General features: G+C 67.7%; 19 protein-coding genes. 8 read left to right on the top strand and 11 right to left on the bottom strand.

Features of this window, described 5'->3' with window-relative positions; all coding sequences use genetic code 11:
• The 3 genes from ACZYZE_RS04070 (at nucleotide 1) to asd (ending at nucleotide 2,301) form a co-directional block, all read left to right on the top strand.
• Nucleotides 1-654, top strand: coding sequence for a hypothetical protein (locus ACZYZE_RS04070; RefSeq protein ID WP_463906375.1), 654 nt, complete (start codon nucleotides 1-3; stop codon nucleotides 652-654).
• On the top strand, nucleotides 641-1,042 hold the full coding sequence (locus ACZYZE_RS04075) for a hypothetical protein (RefSeq protein WP_463906376.1): 402 nt from the start codon (nucleotides 641-643) through the stop codon (nucleotides 1,040-1,042). Before ACZYZE_RS04070 ends, ACZYZE_RS04075 begins: the two co-directional genes overlap by 14 nt.
• A 116-nt stretch (nucleotides 1,043-1,158) precedes the next feature.
• Nucleotides 1,159-2,301, top strand: coding sequence for an aspartate-semialdehyde dehydrogenase (gene asd, locus ACZYZE_RS04080; protein WP_463906377.1), 1,143 nt, complete (start codon nucleotides 1,159-1,161; stop codon nucleotides 2,299-2,301).
• A gap of 20 nt (nucleotides 2,302-2,321) precedes the next feature.
• Here asd and ACZYZE_RS04085 read toward each other — a convergent pair whose 3' ends face one another.
• The gene (locus ACZYZE_RS04085) at nucleotides 2,322-3,422 is read right to left on the bottom strand and encodes a winged helix DNA-binding domain-containing protein (RefSeq protein WP_463906379.1); all 1,101 of its coding nucleotides are present in this window, start codon (nucleotides 3,420-3,422) and stop codon (nucleotides 2,322-2,324) included.
• 106 nt (nucleotides 3,423-3,528) lie between these two features.
• On the opposite strand from ACZYZE_RS04085, the gene ACZYZE_RS04090 reads away from it, so the two are divergent.
• Nucleotides 3,529-4,014 carry a hypothetical protein gene (locus ACZYZE_RS04090; RefSeq protein ID WP_463906380.1) on the top strand — a complete coding sequence of 162 codons (486 nt, stop codon included), beginning with the start codon at nucleotides 3,529-3,531 and terminating at the stop codon, nucleotides 4,012-4,014.
• Between the two features lie 23 nt (nucleotides 4,015-4,037).
• Here ACZYZE_RS04090 and ACZYZE_RS04095 read toward each other — a convergent pair whose 3' ends face one another.
• The 4 genes from ACZYZE_RS04095 to ACZYZE_RS04110 form a co-directional block, all read right to left on the bottom strand.
• Nucleotides 4,038-5,105 (bottom strand): UDP-N-acetylmuramate dehydrogenase, encoded by a 1,068-nt coding sequence (locus ACZYZE_RS04095; RefSeq protein ID WP_463906384.1) that lies wholly within the window; start codon nucleotides 5,103-5,105, stop codon nucleotides 4,038-4,040.
• Nucleotides 5,106-5,157: 52 nt separating this feature from the next.
• Nucleotides 5,158-6,369 carry an MFS transporter gene (locus tag ACZYZE_RS04100; RefSeq protein WP_463906699.1) on the bottom strand — a complete coding sequence of 404 codons (1,212 nt, stop codon included), beginning with the start codon at nucleotides 6,367-6,369 and terminating at the stop codon, nucleotides 5,158-5,160.
• Between the two features lie 85 nt (nucleotides 6,370-6,454).
• Nucleotides 6,455-6,907, bottom strand: coding sequence for a MaoC family dehydratase (locus ACZYZE_RS04105; protein WP_459318190.1), 453 nt, complete (start codon nucleotides 6,905-6,907; stop codon nucleotides 6,455-6,457).
• A 2-nt stretch (nucleotides 6,908-6,909) separates the two neighbouring features.
• Nucleotides 6,910-7,371 (bottom strand): FAS1-like dehydratase domain-containing protein, encoded by a 462-nt coding sequence (locus ACZYZE_RS04110; protein WP_459318191.1) that lies wholly within the window; start codon nucleotides 7,369-7,371, stop codon nucleotides 6,910-6,912.
• 137 nt (nucleotides 7,372-7,508) lie between these two features.
• Here ACZYZE_RS04110 and ACZYZE_RS04115 point away from each other — a divergent pair, with 137 nt between their 5' ends.
• Both ACZYZE_RS04115 and ACZYZE_RS04120 read left to right on the top strand, forming a co-directional pair.
• Nucleotides 7,509-7,931, top strand: a complete 423-nt coding sequence (locus tag ACZYZE_RS04115) for an ArsR/SmtB family transcription factor (protein ID WP_463906387.1) — start codon at nucleotides 7,509-7,511, stop codon at nucleotides 7,929-7,931.
• Nucleotides 7,928-9,658 carry a SulP family inorganic anion transporter gene (locus ACZYZE_RS04120; RefSeq protein WP_463906390.1) on the top strand — a complete coding sequence of 577 codons (1,731 nt, stop codon included), beginning with the start codon at nucleotides 7,928-7,930 and terminating at the stop codon, nucleotides 9,656-9,658. The genes ACZYZE_RS04115 and ACZYZE_RS04120 overlap by 4 nt, the downstream gene beginning before the upstream one ends.
• Here ACZYZE_RS04120 and ACZYZE_RS04125 read toward each other — a convergent pair.
• The 5 genes from ACZYZE_RS04125 to ACZYZE_RS04145 form a co-directional block, all read right to left on the bottom strand.
• Nucleotides 9,648-9,872, bottom strand: coding sequence for a DUF3188 domain-containing protein (locus ACZYZE_RS04125; RefSeq protein WP_463906393.1), 225 nt, complete (start codon nucleotides 9,870-9,872; stop codon nucleotides 9,648-9,650). The genes ACZYZE_RS04120 and ACZYZE_RS04125 overlap by 11 nt on opposite strands.
• A 128-nt stretch (nucleotides 9,873-10,000) precedes the next feature.
• Nucleotides 10,001-10,936 (bottom strand): DUF2797 domain-containing protein, encoded by a 936-nt coding sequence (locus ACZYZE_RS04130; RefSeq protein WP_463906395.1) that lies wholly within the window; start codon nucleotides 10,934-10,936, stop codon nucleotides 10,001-10,003.
• Nucleotides 10,937-10,962: 26 nt separating this feature from the next.
• A complete protein-coding gene (locus tag ACZYZE_RS04135) occupies nucleotides 10,963-11,826 on the bottom strand; it encodes an HpcH/HpaI aldolase/citrate lyase family protein (protein ID WP_459318196.1) in 864 nt (287 codons plus the stop codon).
• Between the two features lie 172 nt (nucleotides 11,827-11,998).
• Nucleotides 11,999-12,979, bottom strand: coding sequence for an aldo/keto reductase (locus tag ACZYZE_RS04140; protein ID WP_463906398.1), 981 nt, complete (start codon nucleotides 12,977-12,979; stop codon nucleotides 11,999-12,001).
• On the bottom strand, nucleotides 12,976-14,682 hold the full coding sequence (locus ACZYZE_RS04145; RefSeq protein ID WP_459318197.1) for a glycoside hydrolase family 13 protein: 1,707 nt from the start codon (nucleotides 14,680-14,682) through the stop codon (nucleotides 12,976-12,978). The genes ACZYZE_RS04140 and ACZYZE_RS04145 overlap by 4 nt, the downstream gene beginning before the upstream one ends.
• A 102-nt stretch (nucleotides 14,683-14,784) precedes the next feature.
• Here ACZYZE_RS04145 and ACZYZE_RS04150 point away from each other — a divergent pair, with 102 nt between their 5' ends.
• Nucleotides 14,785-15,975, top strand: coding sequence for an ROK family transcriptional regulator (locus tag ACZYZE_RS04150; protein ID WP_463906401.1), 1,191 nt, complete (start codon nucleotides 14,785-14,787; stop codon nucleotides 15,973-15,975).
• 593 nt (nucleotides 15,976-16,568) lie between these two features.
• Nucleotides 16,569-19,082 (top strand): FG-GAP-like repeat-containing protein, encoded by a 2,514-nt coding sequence (locus ACZYZE_RS04155; protein ID WP_459318199.1) that lies wholly within the window; start codon nucleotides 16,569-16,571, stop codon nucleotides 19,080-19,082.
• Between the two features lie 130 nt (nucleotides 19,083-19,212).
• Here ACZYZE_RS04155 and ACZYZE_RS04160 read toward each other — a convergent pair whose 3' ends face one another.
• Entirely contained in the window at nucleotides 19,213-19,365 is a 153-nt protein-coding gene (locus ACZYZE_RS04160; protein WP_459318200.1) for a hypothetical protein, read from the bottom strand.
• Between the last annotated feature and the right edge of the window lie 434 nt (nucleotides 19,366-19,799).

Genomic DNA, 19,799 nt, shown 5'->3' on the forward strand with positions numbered 1-19,799 from the left:
ATGACTATCCAGGATCAGACACAGCAGGAGCCGCGGCTCGGCGTCGACGTGATCGGCTTTGGCGTGGGCGAATTCGCCTACCTGCTCAATGTGTTCGAGGGGCCCTCCCGGGACCGTTCGGTCAGCGTCTTCCGTGCCCAGGACATGGTGGACGATGTCACGCTGTCCACGGCCGGGGCATCGTCCCTCATGGCGCGGGACATGGCCACCATCGATGATGACGGTGACCTTGGAGTCACCGGGGTAGCGGCCGCCGTTGCCACGGCCCTCGGCCAGGCAACCCGGTGGACCGAAGTGTCCCTGCTCACCGGGGACACCATGGACAACGTTGTGCTGATCGAGGCTCCCGGCGTGGCCCTCATGCTGCAGCCGCGGCTGCTGGGAACCTGGTTCGTCTTCGCCCAGGACCCCGCTATCAGCTCCGCCGAAGCGACGCTCCGCGTGGTGCGCCAGCACGTCGAACAAAACACCGGCGGCTCCGCCTACCTCGTCTTCAAGACCCTCGACGCAGAACAGCACCTGCTGGTCCGCCGAGAGGCAAGCTTGTGGACCACCGGCATCCCGGACTTTGGTGCCGATGAGGTCGCGGAAACCGGGGGCCTGGACGACGCCGGGCTGCTGCGCGCCATCGAGGAGACCCGTGGCCAGGCGTAGTCCGGATGTGCCCCAGGAACCGGGCTACCCGCACGCCCGGCCAGGGAACGACGGCGTGGTCCAGCGCCGGGCCGAGAACGGCGAACTGGTTGCCTACACCGCCGAGGAATACGGGGTCCGGAAGGATGACGGCCACGGGCTGGTCAAACCGGTCAACTCCTCCGGCGGCCTGCTCTTCCTGGCCATCCTCGCCTCGCTGTTCGCCGGCGGAGTGGCCTACGGCCTGGCCCGCATCGCGCTGGACGGCACCTGGGAGATTCTGGCCGACATCTGGTGGACCATCCCGGTGGGAATCCTGGTGCCGCTGGTCGCCTGGACGAGCTACGCCAAGGAACGCCGGGCCGAAAAGCTGCGCAAAGCCCGCAACCTACCCCGGCCTGTTGAGTAGCCCCGGGCCGTTTACGGTGACAGGTGAGTCGTCACGTCCAACGGCCAGGACCCGTTGAAGTGAGCGGTGACGTAACCGACTGCGCCCCGGAGCCGGCAAAAGTCTAAACTGGCCCAATGACTACAGCAGCTACTCCGTCCGTCGGACTGGTCGGTTGGCGTGGCATGGTCGGTTCCGTCCTGATGCAGCGCATGCAGGACGAGGGCGACTTCGCCACCATCAACCCGGTATTTTTCTCCACCTCGAACGCCGGTGGTGCCGCCCCGGTCCTTGCCGGTTCTGCGGCCGGCGACGCCGGCAGGCTCGAGGACGCGTTCGACGTCGAGACCCTGGCCAAGCTGCCGATTATCGTCACCGCCCAGGGCGGCGACTACACCAAGCAGGTCCACGGCGAGCTCCGCAGCCGCGGCTGGGACGGCCTCTGGATCGATGCCGCCTCCACCCTGCGGATGAACGACGACTCGATCATCGTCCTGGACCCGATCAACCGCGACGTGATCGACGCCGGCCTCGCCGGCGGCGTGAAGGACTACATCGGCGGCAACTGCACGGTCTCCTGCATGCTGATGGGCCTCGGCGGGCTGTTCAAGAACGGGCTCGTCGAATGGGGCACCTCGATGACCTACCAGGCGGCCTCCGGCGGCGGCGCCCGCCACATGCGCGAGCTCCTGAGCCAGTTCGGCACACTCAACGCCGAGGTCAGCACCGAACTGGACGACCCGGCGTCGGCCATCCTCGAGATTGACCGCAAGGTCCTGGCCCACCAGCGCACCAACATTGACGCGAGCCAGTTCGGGGTGCCGCTGGCCGGCTCCCTGATCCCGTGGATCGACGCGGACCTCGGCAACGGCCAGTCCAAGGAAGAGTGGAAGGCCGGGGTGGAGACCAACAAGATCCTGGGCACCGCCGGCGATGAGCACATCATCATGGACGGCCTGTGCATCCGGATCGGGGCCATGCGCTCGCACTCCCAGGCCTTGACGCTCAAGCTCCGCGAGGACCTCACCGTCGCCGAGATCGAGAATCTCCTCGCTGCTGACAACGAGTGGGCCAAGGTGGTGCCCAACACCAAGGAGGCCTCGATGGCCGACCTCACCCCGGTGGCGGCCTCCGGCACCTTGGACATCCCGGTGGGCCGCATCCGGAAGATGGAGATGGGCCCGCAGTACGTCAGCGCCTTCACGGTCGGAGATCAGCTGCTGTGGGGCGCGGCCGAGCCGCTGCGGCGTATGCTCAACATCGCGACAGGCACCCTCTAGGGACGTTCGCCCGGCGCCGTTCAGGCGCCCAGGAATCTCCGGTATTTCGCGGCCTGCACCTCAAAGGACTTTTGAGCCGCAGGCCGCAGCCCGTTAACGTTGTCGAAAGGCTCGGGCACGGCGGCGCCCCGGCCGGACGCGGAACCCGCCCAGGTGCCGATCACCGCACCGCCGGCCACAATGGTCTTCTTGAACACGCCGTTGCCGCCCGGCACGATCTTGTTCGCATGCTCCGGCGGCAATACCAGCGACCGGTCGGTGTAGCCCAGCAGGAACTCATCAAAGCCCGGCAGCGCGAGCACGGTCCGCGCACCGGGGACACCGTCGTCGAGCAGTTCCGCGCACTCCGGGGAGAGCCAGTAGCTGGTCCCTTCGAACTCAAGCTCCACCAGCTGGCCCTTGATTTCGGCCAGTGCTGCCCGGACCTCGGCGAGCGGGATGCCCGCCCACCAGGAGAAGTCACGCTCGGTGGCGGGGCCGTGGCTGCGCAGGTACCGCAGCAGCCACTCGGCGATGCCCTCGGCCCGATCCAGGCTCCGCGACCCTGTGATCCAGTCGTCAAAGGCCACCACGAGCTGTTGGTTGCCGGCCAGTGGCCCCTGCACCAGCCACCCCCGCTGGCAAAGGATCCCCAGCAGGTGAATGCCGCGCTGGCCGGCGCTGGACTGTCCGGCCCGTTCGAAGGCCCGGAACAGCTCCGCCCGGCTGGCGGGCGCCCCGCCGGCAACCAGCTGCCGGGCGGCTTCAGCGGCAGCGCCGACGTCGGCCGCAGTAATCCCGAGCTGCCGGTGACGCCCGGCCATACCGCGGATCAGCCGATCGGCGGTGATGTCCAGGATCCACAACAGGTCCTCGGGCGCAAGCAAGTGCAGCGTGCCGCGCATCGGCCAGGACCGGACAATCTCGCCCCGGTCAAGCGCCGAACGGACGTCACCGAGGCGCGAGCCCGGGACCCGCTGCCCGACAGCCCAGAGGGCGGCCTGCAGATCCTGGCCCTGCATGGCCGTCATCCACCGGACGGCGTCCGCGGCGCTGTTGAAGCCCGGCCCGATCAGGCCCTGCGAGACCAGGCGGAGCCGGCCGATGATGCCCCTGCTGAGCCGGGCACGAACTGCTGCCATGGACTTATCCTAGGTCCGGGGACCGGCATTTCCGGCCCGGTCCGGCTCGTGTCCGGGCCGTTCCCAGCCATCGTCCAGCAGAGCTATCTACCCTTGATGGATGACCATGAGTGAGATGTGGCCGCAGTTGCGGCCCCTGAGCAGGAGGCTGGCCTTGCTGGGCTGGGCCTCCAGCGCAGCCGGCATGGCCGCCGGGCTCGCCGTCGCAATCGCCAGCGGCACCCGGCTCTCCCCGATGATGAGCACCATGCAGCTGGTTGCCGGGGTGTGCATGGCGGTGTCGGTGGCCTGCTTCGTCACGGCCGCCACGCTGCAGCCCCGCACCGAGACACCGCACAACACCCAGCCGCGCGACGGGGAACTCCATTTTGAATCCACCGCGGATTTTCCCGCCACGGTGCAGAGTTTCCTGTTCGGTTCCCTCGCGCTGCTTGCCGGGGCGGTCGCCTTCGCCTGCGCCGGGTTGCTGCTCCGGAGCGGTCCCAGTGCCCAGTCCGTGGCGTTCTGCCAGGTCTTCCTGCTGGGCGCCGCGGCCTCCGGCTTCACCTTTATGCTGTTCAGCAAGGTAGCCCCGCCCGGCAGCAGCGACTGAGTCCGCCGGCGCGGCTCCGCTTCCTAGAGTTCGACGCCGATCAGCAGCGGTTCCCGGTGCAGTTCAATTCCGAAGCGTTCGACGACGCCGCGGCGCACCTCGCGTGCGATCGCCAGCATGTCCGCAGTGCTGGCACCACCGCGGTTGGTGATGGCCAGGGTGTGCTTGGTCGACAGCGACGCCCGGCCGCCGGAGATGCTGCCCGGCTCGAGGCCGAAGCCCTTGCCGAAGCCGGCCTGGTCGATCAGCCAGGCCGCGGAGAGCTTGGTCAGCCCGTCCGCGCCTTCCGGAAATCTCGGAGCGTCCGCCGGCAACTGCGCGGCCACACCGGCCGGCACAATCGGGTTCGTGAAGAAGGAACCGGTGGAGTAGGTGTCCCGGTCCGCCGCATCCCAGACCATGCCCTTGGACGCCCGAAGCCGCAGCACCTCGCGGCGCACCTCGTTCGAATAGGCCCGCTGCCCGGCCTCGACGCCGAGCACCCGGGCGAGCTCGGCGTAACGGATCGGAGCGCTCATCCGGCCCAGCGGCAACTGGAACTCGACCGTGAGCACCACATAGCGCGGGGATCCGTTGACCGTGGTCTGTTTGAGGATGGAGTCGCGGTAGCCGAACTTCAGCTCCGAGTTGGTGAACGTCCGGACGGCAGCGCGCTCCCGGTCCCAGGTCCGCACCGCGGCGATCGTCTGGGACATATCTGAGCCGTACGCGCCGACATTCTGCACCGGGGTGGCACCGGTGGCGCCCGGAATGCCGGACAGCGCAGCGATGCCGGACCAGGCGTGCAGCACGGAGTGTCCGACGAAGTCGTCCCAGTTGTGGCCTGCCTGGACCACGACGGCGACGCCGCCGCAGGAGTCCTCCGCGGTGACGGTGAACCCCGCAGAGGCGATCTTCAGCACAGTGCCGGGGAACCCGTCGTCGGACACCAGCAAGTTGGAGCCGCCCCCGATGATGAGCAGCGGCTCACCGGCAGCGTCCGCCGAGCGGACGGCGTCGATGATTTCGGCCTCGGTGCGGGCTTCGACGAAAGTCCCGGCGGGGCCGCCGACGGCAGCCGTGGTCAGGGCAGAAAGCAGAGTCTGGGTCACCTGACCAGCCTAACCGGGATGGGCCAGTTCAGTGCCTTCCCCGCAGCCCGGGCTACGCCGGGCTGATCTTCCGCGATACCGGGGACAGCAGGAAACTGGCCACCAGCATCACCATGACGGCCAGCAGCGAGTGCAGGATGCCCACGTGTTCCGCGAGCAGGCCCAGCAACGGCGGCCCGCAGAGGAACGCGCCGTAGCCGATCGTCGACACCACGGAGACCCGTGCGGCTGCCTTGACGGGGTCGTCGGCGGCAGCGGACATGCCCACCGGGAAGCCCAGCGAGGCGCCCAGCCCCCAAATGGCCAGCCCCACGTAGGCCAGCCACGGCGCCGGGGCAAAGACGAACAGGCCAAGGCCGAATACGGCCAGTGCCGCGCACCAGCGCATCACCGGGACGCGGCCGAAGCGGTCCAGGACCAGGGTCCCGGCGAAGCGGCCCACGGTCATGAAGGTGACGAAGAGGCCATACCCGGCGGCACCCGCGGCGTCGGACTGGCCGTGGCCGTCGGCGAGCGCCAGCGCCACCCAGTCCCCCGCCGCCCCTTCGGCCAGGGCAAGCCCCAGGACCAGGACGCCGAGCAGCAGGGTCCGGCGGTCCCGCCAGGCGTGCGCGATCTGGCGTTTGCTGTCCAGCGGCTCCTCGGGGCGGGCGGAGGCCGTGATGATGGCCAGCGGGCCGGTCGAGGGATCCTCGAAGGTATCCGGAGTGGCCGGCTTGAAGTTCTGTGTGGCCTCCACCGGAGTGATGTCTGCCCGGAACCACCCGGCCGCGGCCGCCACGGTGAAGGCCACGAGCAGCCCCACAGCGGCGAGATGCCAGAAGACCGGAACACTCGCGCCGGCGGCCCATGCCCCGGCCCCTGCGCCCGCGACGGTGCCCAGGCTGAAGGCTCCGTGCAGCCGGGGCATGATGTGCCGGCGCACAGCCCGTTCCACTGCGGCGCCCTCGACGTTGGAGGCCGTGTTCCAACTGGCCGTGCCCAGGCCGATTACCGCGAGTCCCGCTGCCACGACCAGCGGGTTGACCAGTACCGAGGTGCCGAACCCGGCCAGGACCAGGCCGGCGCCGACCATGATGCTGCCGATCCGGATGGTCTGCTTGGACCCAAAGCGCAGCACGATCAGCCCGGAGGCGGACACGGAGATGAACGAGCCAAGCGTCATGCAGAGCAGCAGCAGGCCAATGTTTCCCGGGGTGAGGTCCAGGCCGTCCCGGATGGCCGGGAGCCGGGACACCCAGCTGGCGAAGGCAACGCCGCTCATCGTGTAGGCGGCGACGACGGCGTTGCGCCACCGGGTGGTCTCTGCGGCCGATGCCGTGCCTGCGCTCACAGCAGCGACATGCGGCTTAGGCCAGCCTGACGACGGCCTGGGCCTTCATCAGGACCTTCAGTCCTGCCGAGAGGACCGTGAGGTCGACGCGGGCGGTGCCGGCCCCGGCGTCGAGCGCCCCAATGGCGCCGCTGACCTCGATCACGGCGCCGGCGTCCGGCGTCCCGGTGGTGTCGGCCACCGGGACGGGCTTGGTGAAGCGGGTCTGGAAGTCGACGACGGCGGCGGGGTCGCCTGCCCAGTCCGTCACGAGCTGGACGACCGCACCCATGGTGAACATGCCGTGTGCGATCACGCCCGGCAGCCCGACGCCGGTGGCGAACGACCCGTTCCAGTGGATCGGATTGAAGTCACCGGAAGCGCCGGCGTATTTGACCAGGTCAGTGCGGGTGACGTCGATGCTGCGGCTGCCGATGGACTGGCCGACCGTGAGTTCTGCAAGGTTGGGTGTAACGCGCTGCGTATTCATAGTCACTGTCCCTCTCCGCGGACCAGGATGGACGACGTGGCCGTGGCGACGGCCTCGCGGGAATCGGCGCCGGCCAGGGCGAATATTTCCGAGCGGGTGGTGATCATCGCACCGCCGCCCATGGCGCGGACGCCGTCGACGTGCAGTTCGGCGACCAAGCGGTCGCCGGCGACGATCGGCCGGTGGTGGACGAAGCGCTGGTCTGCGTGGACCACGCGGGAAAAGTCGATGCCGGAGTCCGGGTCCTCGATCAGCTGGGCGTCGGCCCGCTGCGCGACGATGATCGCGAAGGTCGGCGGCGCCACAAGGTCGCGGTGGCCCAGGGCCGCTGCCGCGTCGACATCGAAGTGGGCGGGATGAGTGGCTTTGACGGCGCGCGCGAACTCGCGGATCTTCTCGCGGCCAACGTCGTACACCTCTGCGGCAGGGTAGCTTCGGCCCTGCAGATCCGGATTGATAGTCATGGTTCCAGCCTATCGGGCCTGCCCGCGGGTCATCCTTCGTGACACCAGCCGGCCAACGCGGTATGATGAAAACATCAATTCATCAATTCATGCGGGTCCCGTTCCATCCCGCGGCACAGAGAAGGAGCGGGCCAGCCGTGATTTCAGCAGCACAGAGCCCTTTGTATGAGATCAAGGCCAACCTGTTCAAGGCTCTCGCCCACCCGGCCCGAATTCGGGTGCTGGAACTCCTGGCCGCCGCCCCGGACAGCTCGGCGCCGGTCAGTTACCTGCTGGCAGAAACGGGGCTTGAGGCCTCGCACCTGTCCCAGCACCTGGCCACGCTCCGCCGGCACGGGGTGGTGACGTCCGTGCGGACAGCGAATGCTGTGACCTACCGGCTGGCGCATCCGATGATTTCGGAGCTCCTGTCCATTTCCCGGACCTTCCTTCTGGACTCCCTGGCCGATTCCGGTGAACAACTCAGGCTCGCCCAGGAACTTCCCGGCGGGCACCTCGCAGCACGCCGCGGCGCGGCCCCGCGCACCGCCGCATCCCCCATGGAAGGACCGGCATCATGAGCATTCCGCCAGAACCCCGTGTCGCCGGCAGACCCGCCGAAAAAGACGCCAGCACGGTGCAGCCCGGCCCGGGCCGGCGGTTCTCGCTCCGGACCTTCCTGCCGTCCCGCCGCGACTACGACGGACTGCGCTCGTCCTGGCGGGCTGACCTGGTGGCCGGCATCACGGTCGGCATCGTGGCGCTGCCGCTGGCCCTCGCCTTCGGGGTCAGTTCCGGCGTGGGCGCCGAGGCCGGCCTCATCACCGCCGTGGTGGCCGGCCTCGTGGCCGCCGTCATGGGCGGTTCCCATGTCCAGGTCTCCGGCCCGACGGGCGCCATGGTGGTGGTCCTGGCCCCGGTGGTCGCAACCCACGGTGTCAGCAGCATCGCCCTGGTCTCGCTGATGGCCGGCCTGCTGGTCATCCTTCTTGGCATCAGCGGGCTGGGCCGTGCCGTGGCCTTCATCCCCTGGCCGGTAGTGGAGGGCTTCACCCTCGGCATCGCCCTGATCATCTTCCTCCAGCAGGTGCCCATGGCGACCGGCACCGAGGGTATCCCCGGCCACAACACTCTGCTGGCCGCCATCGAGAGTGCCTCGCACGCGACCTTACCAACTGTGCTGCAGACGCTCGCCGTCGTCGTGGGGGTTGCCGCCGTGATGTACCTGCTCCCGAAGCTGCACAAGTCCCTGCCCGCGAGCCTGATCGCGGTGCTGCTGGCCACCGTCGCCGCCGAATTGCTTCGGCTCGACATCCCCAGGATCGGCGCCCTGCCGCATTCCCTGCCCGCGCCGTCGATGCCCTCCCTCGATCCGGGTGCGCTGGGCGGGCTGCTCATGCCCGCGGTGTCCATCGCGACACTCGCCGCCATAGAATCCCTGCTCTCGGCCCGGGTGGCCGCCGGTATGGTGGGCCCGGACGGCAGGCCCTCCGGGGCCTACAGCCCGGACCGGGAGCTCACCGGGCAGGGCCTCGCATCCGTCGTGGCAGGGTTCTTCGGCGGCATGCCTGCCACCGGCGCCATCGCGCGGACTGCCGTGAACGTCCGTTCCGGCGCCAAGACACGACTCTCCGCGATTGTCCACGCGCTCGTGCTGCTCGCCATCATCTACCTCGCGGCCGGGCTGGTCGGCCGGATCCCGCTGGCGGTCCTGGCCGGTATCCTGATGGTCACGGCAACCCGCATGGTTTCACGGCACACGGTCACCGCCATCATGCGATCCACACGCGCCGACGCCTTCGTGTTTGTCCTGACTGCCATCATCACCGTGGCCTTCGACCTGATCGTCGCCATCGAGATCGGGTTTGTTGCCGCGGCCGTCTTCACCCTGCGCAAGTTCGCCTCCCTGAGCGGGGTCCGGCGCGAGGAGATTCCCGGGACACCCGTCGCCGGGGACGAGCACATCACCATCTTCAGCCTGGACGGGGCAATGTTCTTCGGCGCCGCGGAACGCGTCCTGCAGCAAATCAGCCAGGTCAGGGACATCCAGGTCGCGATCATCCGGCTCTCGCAGGTCAGAATGCTTGATGCAACGGGCGCCCACACCCTGGTGGAAGTCATCTCGGCGCTTGAACTGCGGGGCATCACGGTCCTGCTCAAGGGTGTCCAGCCGCAGCACCTGGACCTTGTGACGAATGTCGGGGTGATCCGCTCTCTGCGGCATCACAAGCACCTGTTCTCGTCCCTGCCCGACGCCGTGGAGCATGCCCGGAGCCATGTCCGGCGGAACGCCGAAGCTAGCGCTTGAGGTTTTTCCGGATAGTCTGGCCGCGCACCACAATCCCGGCGATGTGCAGGACCAGGCCCAGGCCGATGACCGGCAGCGAGGCAACGGAGAGGGCCTGGTTGCCCGTGGAGTTTCCCACCAGGTTCAGGACGATGCCGGTGGCGATCAGGGCCATGGCACTGAAAACGAGCACCTTGTAGGCGGTTGGCGCGGAGTCCCAGAATTCTTTCAGCACCGGGCCAGTCTACCGGGGCGCGCGGGAAACGCCGCGAGGCGCAAACCCCCTGGCGACGCTCAAATTACCTGCCGACGCGGTTATACGGGCGCGTCCGGTATTTTGCGCGTCGCTGGGTAATTCAGGCGTCAGAACAACGCTTCCTGCACCGCCGGGACGCCCGAGCCATGGCGGCCGAACGCGATGGTCCTGGTCTTAAGCTGACCGAGGTCGACGACGAATTCCAGTTCCGTGCCGTCGAGGGAGGCCAGCGCAATGCTGCCGCTCAGCGAGGCGATCCGGAACCCGTGGGCCCCAGCGCCGAGGTTATGCGGGTATGCGTGCCGTGCTGCCGGCGCGCACGCGGTGTCCGCCAGTCCGGGCCGGACCCACCGCTCATCCACCGCCTCGAAGCCGCCGATCCCGGCGCCTGCCAGCAGTTCCCTGGCCCCGCCGGCCAGCCGTCTGTTCAGGGCGTCCAGTTCGACGGCGGGCGCCGGCCCCGCCAGGGCGGTGGCTTTGGCGGCCGAGCGGACCTGCTGCGGCAGGCCGGCGTCGCGGGTCACCAGGTCTTCCAGCATTCTGACCACCCGGCCGTCGTCGGCGCGGGCGATATAGCGGGCGACGACGGCCCCCTGCTCGGCGAGCCTGTTCCACTTGCGCACGTGTGCTGCGGTCCCCACCTTGCTGGCCCCGCTGGCGAAGGTGGCGACGTAGAGCCAGTGCGGCTGCATCAGGTAGGCGCGCAGACCCGGCGGGACGCGGCCTCCGCGGTGGAAGTCGTGGATAAGCCGCGAATCGTCCACCACGAAGCAGCGCCCGCACTGGCTCCCCCTCGTGGCTGCAGCCCGGGCAGGGCAGAGGATGTGGTCGCGGTCCGCGGGTCCGTGCACCTTGTGGTGCCCCAGGCAGGACTTCCCGTCGGCGGCGAGCCGGAAGCCTAGCCGGACGCCGGCGTCGAGCACCACCTCGGCAAGCGTTCCGGACCGGTCCTGCAGCCGCATCACGGGGCGGCCGGCATCGGGCGCTACGGCCGGGGGCCCGTCCCAAAAGACCCCGTGGACCAGATAACAGGGATCGGTCACGGGGTCTCCTTGGCTTCTGGTGGCGGCTACAGGGCCGGCTGCACCCCAAACGCTATCGCGAGCTTCATGATCTTCTCGGCGCGGCCCAGGCGCGGCAGGTCCGAGCCGTCCCGGATGACACGGCCGCTGGCCTCGAAGTCGGCCATGAAGTCCGTGGCCCAGGCGACGTCGGACGGCGTCGGGCTGATGACCTCGTTGATGACGTTGGTCTGGTCGGTGGCCAGGCAGAGCTTGCCGGTCATGCCCATCATCACGGTGATGCCGGTCTGCTCGCGCAGGATCGGGTGGTTGGTGCCCACCGTGGGTCCGTCGACGGGGCCCGGAAGATTGCCGACCCGGCTGGCCACCACAAGCTTGGCGCGCGGGTAGGCCATGGCCTCGGCGGTGGCCGCCATGCCGGTGTCGCGGCGGAAGTCGCCGGAACCGAAGGCCAAGCGGAATGCGCCCTGGGCCTTGGCGATGTGGTTGGCCTCCTCGATCCCGACGGCCGACTCGACGAGCGGGATGACCGGGGTCTTACCGTCCATGCGGTGGAAGCTTTCGGTGACCTGGTCCGCGGACTCGGTCTTGGCCAGCATCACGCCCAGCAGCCCCGGTGTGCCGCGGAGACCGGCGAGGTCATCGGCCCAGAACGGGCTCGTGGCGTCGTTGATCCGGACCCAGGCGTTGCCGCCGGCGGCCAGCCACTCGACAACGTGCGCGCGGGCGGCGTCCTTCTGGGAAGGATCCACCGCGTCCTCGATATCCAGGATGATGGCGTCCGCGCGGGACACTGCGGAGGGGTCGAAGAGCTCGGGTTTCATCGCATTAACCAGGAGCCATGAGCGGGCGATTTCAGCTGGAATATTGCGTTGGGGCCGGACGGTCCCGGCAGTGGTGGTAGACGTCATGTATCTACGCTAGCCGTAGAGGGGGGCCTCCCGCTAAGCCAGCCCGCCCTCGTGGCGACCATTACGACCAAGATCACGTCCCGCATCCCATCCAGCTCGCAGCAGGGGCCGTTTTGGGCCCTCAAAACGGCCCCTGCTGCGAGCCGGTTCGGCGGGGCATGATGGCGTCCGGCTACGGGATGTTGCTGCCCCGCGCCGTAACCCAGAGCCGGTACCACTCGGCCCGGGTCATGGCTGCGGCCACGTCCGCGGCGCCGGCGCAGGCCCGGATACGTTCCGGGTTGGCGGTGCCGATCACGGGAGCGATCCCGGCCGGGTGCTTCATCAGCCAGCCCAGCAGGACCGACTCCCCCGTCGTGTTCTTCTCCGCGGCCAGCTTGGCCACGAGCGCGGCGGTGGCCTCCTCGGCGTCGGTGGGCGTTGCCGCCGGCGCCCCTGTATAGAGGCCCCGGGCCAGGGCGCCGTAGGCCTGCAGGGTGATCCCGTGCCGGACACAGTGCTCCACGGTGCCGTGCGGGAAGATGTAGTCCGCTCCCTCGGCGTGGTTGACCAGCACGGTGCTTTCCAGCCAGGCGCGTTTGAGCAGGCTCATTTCCAGCTGGTTGGCGACCACCGGAGTCTCCAGCCGGTCCTGCAGCACCTCGATCTGCGCCCCCGACATGTTGGACACGCCGAGGGCCCGCACCTTGCCTTCAGCCATGAGCTGCCCGACGGCGGAGGCCACCTCGGCGGGGTCCATCAGCGGATCGGGCCGGTGCAGCATCAGCACGTCGACGTAGTCCGTCCGGAGACGCGCCAGGCTTTCGTTGACCCGCTCCAGGATGGCGACCCGGCTCAGGTCGTAGTGCGTCTCCAGGCCCTGTTCGTTGAGCCGGATGCCGCACTTGGTCTGCAGCCGGATGCGTTCCCGCAGCCCCGGGGTATTTGCCAGCACCTCGCCGAACACCGCCTCGGACTTGCCGCCACGGTAGATGTCGGCATGGTCGAACAGGGTGATGCCGGCTTCGAGGGCGGCGGCGACGGCGGCAGCCGCCTCGTCCACGTGCATGGACGAGTGCGGCTCCGACGACCAGCTGCCGCCCAGACCCATGCAGCCGTACACCAGTTCCTGGCCAGGCTGTGGGGCCCGCGCGCTGCTTTCGGGGGCGCTCACCGCAGCCAGACGGTGGTGCTGCCCGGCAGGAGGTTCTCCTCGAGCGGTCCGCTGCTGAGCAGCACCTCACCGGCGGGCAACTCCACCGGCATGTCACCGAAGTTGGTCACGGTCTGCCAGCCGCCCGGCCGGCTGAAGTGCAGCACGTGGGCGCTGCCGGATTCCAGCCATTCGAGTTCCTCCGAGGTCTGCAGCCCGCGGCGCAGCGTCAGGGCCTGGCGGTAGAACTCGAGGGTGGAACCCTCCACCCCGTCCTCGGCTGCGACGGCGTAGCGGCTGAACCACGCCGGCTGCGGCAGGTGCGCCCCGCCGTCGCCGAATCCGAAGGAGGTGCCCTCGGCGGCCCAGGGGAGGGGCACGCGGCAGCCGTCCCGGCCGATCTCGACGCCCTTGTTGCGGAAGAAGGTGGGGTCCTGGCGCTGTGCGTCGGGGATCTCGCCAACTTCCTGCAGGCCGAGTTCCTCGCCCTGGTACAGGTACGCGGAGCCCGGCAGTGCAAGCATCAGCTGTGTGGCCGCGCGGGCACGGCGCAGGCCCAGCTCGACGTCGAGCTCCTCGGCCGGGGCGCCGGCCAGCAGCCAGCCCTTCCCGTCCTGGCCCTTGGCATGTTTGCCGCCGCCCTTGGGCAGCCCATAGCGCGTGGCGTGGCGGACGACGTCGTGGTTGGAGAACACCCAGGTGGAGGAGGCACCGGACTCGGTGGCCTCGGCGAGGTTCCGGGTGATGATTTCGCGGAACTCGTCGGCGTCGAAGTCGGCCTGCAGGAGGTCGAAGTTGAACGCCTGGCCCAGGCCCTCCGGGCTCGCGTAGCGGCCGCGGCGGCTGGCGTGGACCCAGGCTTCGGCGACGGCGGTGCGCGGCGGGTTGTATTCGTTGAAGACCTCGCGCCACTCGACGTAGATCTCGTGAACCTCGTCGCGGTCCCAGAACGGGTGCGAGCCGTCGTCGAAGCCGTCGGTGCCGCTGTTGGCCTCGCTGAGCTCGACCTTGGACAGCAGCGGCTCGGTGAGGTCCTTGGTCAGGGCGTGCGCCACGTCGACCCGGAAGCCGTCCACGCCGCGGTCGGACCAGAAGCGCAGGGTCTTGAGGAAGTCGTCGCGGATTTCCCGGTTGGACCAGTTCAGGTCCGGCTGTTCCTTGGCGAAGATGTGCATGTACCACTGGCCGGGGGTGCCGTCCGGCTCGGTGATGCGTTCCCAGGCCGGGCCGCCAAACACGGACTCCCAGTCCGACGGCGGGATCTCACCGTTCTCGCCTTTACCGTCACGGAAGATGTAGCGTTCCCGCGCATCGGAGCCGCGCGGGGACGCGAGGGCTTCCTGGAACCACACGTGGCGGTTCGAGGAGTGGTTCGGGACGATGTCCGCGATCAGCTTGATGCCGGCCGCGTGGAGGGCGGCCGACATTTCAGCGAAGTCCTCCAGGGAGCCGAGCTTGGGGTCCACGTCACGGTAGTCGTCGACGTCGTAGCCGCCGTCGGCAAGCGCCGAGGGGTAGAACGGGCTGAGCCAGACGGCGTCGATCCCGAGTGCCAACAGGTACGGCACCTTGGCCGTGATGCCCTTGATGTCGCCAAGGCCGTCGCCGTTGGAGTCGGCGAAGCTGCGCGGGTAGATCTGGTACACGGCGGCCTGGCGCCACCAGTTGGGGTCGGCGGCGAGGTCGGAACCGGACAGGGTTGCCAGCGTGGCGGTGTTGGACAAGGGATGATCCTTCGGAGCTCGGAACGGGTTTCTGTTATTTTAGATACAAGCTAAATATATTGCCTGAACAATTATGGGTCCGGATCCGGAAGAGGTCAAGATTTGAAGCCGAAGGCCGCCGCCGCCACGCCCCAGCTGCTGCGCCGGGTAAATGCCCAGGCCGTGCTGGGCTTCATCCGGACCACGGGCGTTGCGACCGGGACCGAGCTGATGGACCGGACCGGGCTCACCCGGGCGTCGGTCATCGCCGTCTGCGAGGACCTCATCCGGCGGGGCTGGATCCGCGAACTGGACGCCCGGGAGGAGGAACAGTCCGGCAGCCCGCGGAAGGGCCGCCCGGCCAGGCGATTCGAGCTCAATTCACGGGCCGGGTTTGTCCTCGGGATCGACATCGGCGCCGCGACCACCTCCGCGGCTGTCGCGGACCTCCGCGGCAGCATCCTCGGACGGTCCAGCGAGAGCTTCCGGGCCGCCGACATCCCCGCGGCGGAACGCATCGACGTCGTGGACCGGGTCTGCCGGCAGGCACTGGCCGCCGCCGGGACCGACGCAAGCCAGGTGCTGGCGGCCGGGGCAGGCATTGCGGCCCCGGTGGACCGCGACGGCAACGTGCTGCTGACCCAGCACTTCTGGAGCCTGTTCGACGTCGGGCTCCGCGCCGCCCTCAAGGAGTTGCACGGCTGGACGGTGCTGCTGGAGAACGACGCGAACCTCGCCGCCCTCGGCGAACGTTGGCGGGGTTCCGGCGCCGGCGTGGACGACCTTGTTGTACTCCTGGCCGGTGAACGCCTCGGCGCCGGGGTGCTGGAGTCCGGCCGGCTGCTGCACGGCCGCGGCGGCGCCGCCGGCGAAATGGGCTACCTGGATATGGTCGAGGGTGTCGGCTCAAGCGATGGCATTGCGAGCCTGGCCCGGCAATGGTCCGCGGCCGGCGGCGGACCCCGGGCGGGAGGCGCGGCGAGTGCGCGGCGGGTGTTTGAGGATGCCGACGCCGGCGATCCGGCGGCGCTGGCGATCCTGGACCGGATCTCGGAGCGGATGGCGCGCGTCATCGCCTCGGTGGCGAGCTTCATCAACCCCGAGCAGGTGGTGATCGGCGGCGCCGTGGCGGAATCCGCGGGCGTGCTGCTGCCCGCCATTGCTGCCCTGCTCCCCCGGTTCACGGCGACTCCCCCGCAGGTGACGGTCTCGCCGCTGGGAGATGCGATTGTCACGGTCGGCGCCATCCGGCATGCCCTGGACTACGTCGAGAAGAACGCGCTGGAGCTGGAGCTGCGCGGCCCCGCTGGCTAGCATCGCGTCCACCTGCGGTGACACAGGCTTTGCTCAAGATTCGGCAACGATTCGCTACCTAAGCCGAAAGATTGCTACAGCTTGCCGGGTCTGGCGGCATGCCATCCGTAGACTGACCTCACTTCCCGGTCTCCCCCGGCCGTCATGCTGAGGCTTCAGCATGACGGCGGTCTCATGAAAGACAAAAAGTGAACTCAATACGGAAGACGACAGCGCTTCTGACGGCGCTTGTCGTTACTCTTGCCTCGCTTACTGCTGTGACGCTCTCGCCTGCCCTCGCTGATCCGACGCCGGCCCCCACGTCGACCTCGTCGCCGGGGACGACGTCGGCGCCGACGGCCGCGGCCACAGCGACGCCGACTCCGACTCCGGTAATACCGGCCACGACCAGTCCCGCGCCTGCCCCGGTCGGTGCGAGCCCCGAGTCCACGCACAGCCATTCTGTCTATTCCGAGGCGTCCGGAGACCTGCCGTTAATTGCCCATACGTTTGAAACGCCACTTCCCACTGGACCCAAGGGCACCACGGCTCGAAAGAGTTCCACCGAGGCCTACTCAATTGCCCGCGAAGGCGATATCAAGGTGAAGCTGGTCATGGTTCAGCTGGCCGACCGGAAAGCGACTATCCCGGAAGCGGAAGCCCGGGCCGCGATCAACACGAGCAGCGACTACTGGCGGGCCATGTCGAACGGCAGGCTGTCCATGAGCGTTTCCAGCGTCGAAAACAGAACGAGCAGGGCAACCTCTACGCAGAGCTATTCATCAATGATGAACACGATCGCCGGAGAAATCGGGTGGGTCCCCAGTTCCTACACGGCACTCGTGGTGTTCGTTTCCACACCCACACTCTCGGACGGGGCATACGGGGCGGGCTGGAGCTACAACGGAACCAGCGGTCGCGTCCTCATGCCGCTCCCGGCGACGCTGACCAAGAGCGTCCTAACCCATGAATTCGGGCACGTCCTGGGGCTGATGCACGCCAACAGACTTCGCTGCACAAATGGAGCCGTGGACACCGCCAGCAACGCAGACGGGTCATTCGCCAACGGTTCGTGCAGCATCGAAGAATACAAGGACAATCTTGACCTGATGGGTGTATCTCAGCCTAGCCAGCCGGTGGTGAGCTCCCCCATTTATGAGTTTGGCGGATTCGGCTCAGGCAACGAGGTCAGAAACCTGGGGAAAGCGGTGGGCAAGAACTCCTATGAGTTGAGGGCCTGGGGAAGCGCGGACGACAACCGCGCCATCAAGTTCACGGATCCCATCAGTGGGGAGGCCTACAACCTCGAGCTTCGACTCCCGGTGGGCCATGACGCGGCGACGTCGGTCGGCGGCAACCGCGGAGTCAAGGTCGTCCAAGCTTTCGGCGCAGGTTCCATCGCCCTTCAGCCCAGCAGCACAACATTCAACGGCTACTACAGCTACAACCAGGCATGGCAGGCAGGCCAGACGTTTACCACTCATTCAGGGACCAAGGTAAGCATCGACTGGATCTCTAATTCTGCTGCAGGCATCACGATTGATGCGCTGCCGCCGGCCAAACCTTTGCTGATCTCTCCCGGCGATTTCAACGGCGACGGAATCGCCGACCTTATTCAGCGCAAGGGAAACGGCGAGCTGTGGCTCTTCCCGGGCGACGGCACCGGCAAGTCCCGGACCGGCCAGAGGATCGGTACAGGCTGGGAAGTCTACAACAGCATTTTTGGCGCCGGGGACTTCAACGGTGACGGCAAGGGTGACCTGGTGGCCAGGAAGCACGACGGGTCTCTGTGGTTCTATCCGGGCACCGGAGTAGTATCCGGCAGAAATGAGGGGTACTCCGCCGGCGTCAAGATCGGCAACTTCGGTTGGGATGCCTTTGACGCGCTGCTGGGCGTGCGTGACTTCGACGGTGACGGAAAAGCAGACATTCTGGCCCGGCGGCCCGACGGCGTCCTGGTCTTCTATCCCGGGACTGGCACCGGCTGGCCAGGCGTGTCCCGCGAGATCGATTTTGGTTGGCAGATCTTTGACCGGCTGATCGCTATCCAGGATTTCAACGGCGACGGAACCAACGACCTGGCTGCACGCCGCCCTGACGGGACTCTTTGGCTCTACTCCAATTCGGGGAAGGCGAAGCTGGTCAACGCTCAAAAGATCGGCACCGGCTGGGACATCTACGACCACATTTTGGGCCCCGGCGATGCCAACGGCGACAGAATGGCCGACATCGTGGCGAGCCAGGCAGACGGCAGCGTCTATTTCTACGCCGGAACCGCCATGCGGGACCAGGGCTACACCGGTGCCCGCAAGATCGGTGACTTCGGCTGGGACGCTTTCAATTATCTGTCCGCCACGAAAGACCTCAACGGCGATGCTGTTGCGGACCTGCTGGCACGGATGCCCGACGGTAGCCTGTGGTTCTACCCGGGGGCTGGCAACGGCACTTATGGGGCGCCAACGAAGATCGGGAAGTTCGGTTGGGAGGTTTTTGATTCACTCGTCAGCGTGGGGGACTTCAACGGCGACGGCAAGAATGACATCGTTGCCCGCAAACCGGACGGCACCCTGTGGCTGTATGCAGGATCCGGCCGGGTAGACGGCACAAGTTCGGGATTTTCAGGCGCCCAGAGAATCGGCGCCTTCGGGTGGGAGTCCTTCATATCTTTGACCGGAACAGGCGACTTCACGGGCGACGGAAAAAACGACCTCCTTGCCCGCAACGTTGATGGATCACTTTGGCTGTACGCGGGCACCGGACGGGTGGATTACTCGAGCACCGGTTACCTCAGCGGACGAAAGATCGGCAACTTCGGATGGGAAGTATTCGACCAGTTGCTTGGCGTCGGTGACTTCAACTCGGACGGCAAGAATGACGTCGTCGCCCGGATGCAGGACGGCACCCTGTGGCTCTACCCCGGCGACGGCAACGGCAGGGTGTCGGCGTCCCGGAAGATCGGCACCGGATGGAATATCTTTAACGCGGTGCTGGGTGCGGGAAACTTGAACGGGGACATTTACCCGGACCTCGTGGCCCGACGGCCCGACGGATCGCTCTGGGCATACTCCGGGACGGGAATGCAGCCGAACGAGGGGTATCTCGGGCGTGTATTTGCCGCAGCCCTCTAGGCCGGCAGGCGAATTCGCCGTGCAGTGAAAATCTGATAGCTGGAGGAGGGCCGGACCCATGGAGTCCGGCCCTCCTCGCGATTGCACGCCGAGTCGAACGCCCGGGCCGCCGCCGCCAATTCCAGCATGATCAAGGTGCGCAGGCCGAACTTGTGGAGCACTCGCCGGCGACTTCGATATCCATTTCCGGCTCGTTGCGCGCCGTCACATCTTCCTGGCGGGCCGCGTTGACCGCAATGGTCCGCACGGCGATCGCGAGTTTTCGCCCACGCTCGCGCCTCACCCCTCACGTACATTGCGCATGCTGCCAACTGATCAGCGTGCACCAGCGCCACATTCGCGGGCGACCACTGCTTGATGAGTTCATTGTCCTTGAGTGCCGAAACAGCACCACGCAGGCGATCTCAACGAGCCCGGCCCTTGCCGGGAACCTACCTCAGTCGGCCGGGGCCAGCGGAAGGGCGCGGTTAGCGCGAGGGTTGCCAAGCCGCGCATACCGGACGAGGTGAGGATCAGAACCTCCCTGGCGGAGTTGCGCGCCGCGTGTCCTTCGTAGTGCGCCCCAAACGGACATCATGGCCAGGAGAACTGGACCGCGAACACCAATACGCAGACCACGACCGCAGCGCCCATAGTGTCGAAAATGTCGGCGAGTTCATCCCGGCAAACCTGCCGCACTTCCAGTACCACCCGGCCGGAGGTCAGCCGGGCGACCAG

The organism is Pseudarthrobacter woesei (genome assembly GCF_055412745.1).

Coding starts and splice junctions, on each gene's coding strand:
- ACZYZE_RS04100 (WP_463906699.1), bottom strand. CDS start 6,369: ATGAGCGGCGTTGCCTTCGCCAGCTGGGTGTCCCGGCTCCCGGCCATC.
- ACZYZE_RS04135 (WP_459318196.1), bottom strand. CDS start 11,826: ATGACGTCTACCACCACTGCCGGGACCGTCCGGCCCCAACGCAATATT.
- ACZYZE_RS04105 (WP_459318190.1), bottom strand. CDS start 6,907: ATGAATACGCAGCGCGTTACACCCAACCTTGCAGAACTCACGGTCGGC.
- ACZYZE_RS04070 (WP_463906375.1), top strand. CDS start 1: ATGACTATCCAGGATCAGACACAGCAGGAGCCGCGGCTCGGCGTCGAC.
- ACZYZE_RS04155 (WP_459318199.1), top strand. CDS start 16,569: ATGGTTCAGCTGGCCGACCGGAAAGCGACTATCCCGGAAGCGGAAGCC.
- ACZYZE_RS04120 (WP_463906390.1), top strand. CDS start 7,928: ATGAGCATTCCGCCAGAACCCCGTGTCGCCGGCAGACCCGCCGAAAAA.
- asd (WP_463906377.1), top strand. CDS start 1,159: ATGACTACAGCAGCTACTCCGTCCGTCGGACTGGTCGGTTGGCGTGGC.
- ACZYZE_RS04110 (WP_459318191.1), bottom strand. CDS start 7,371: ATGACTATCAATCCGGATCTGCAGGGCCGAAGCTACCCTGCCGCAGAG.
- ACZYZE_RS04085 (WP_463906379.1), bottom strand. CDS start 3,422: ATGGCAGCAGTTCGTGCCCGGCTCAGCAGGGGCATCATCGGCCGGCTC.
- ACZYZE_RS04090 (WP_463906380.1), top strand. CDS start 3,529: ATGAGTGAGATGTGGCCGCAGTTGCGGCCCCTGAGCAGGAGGCTGGCC.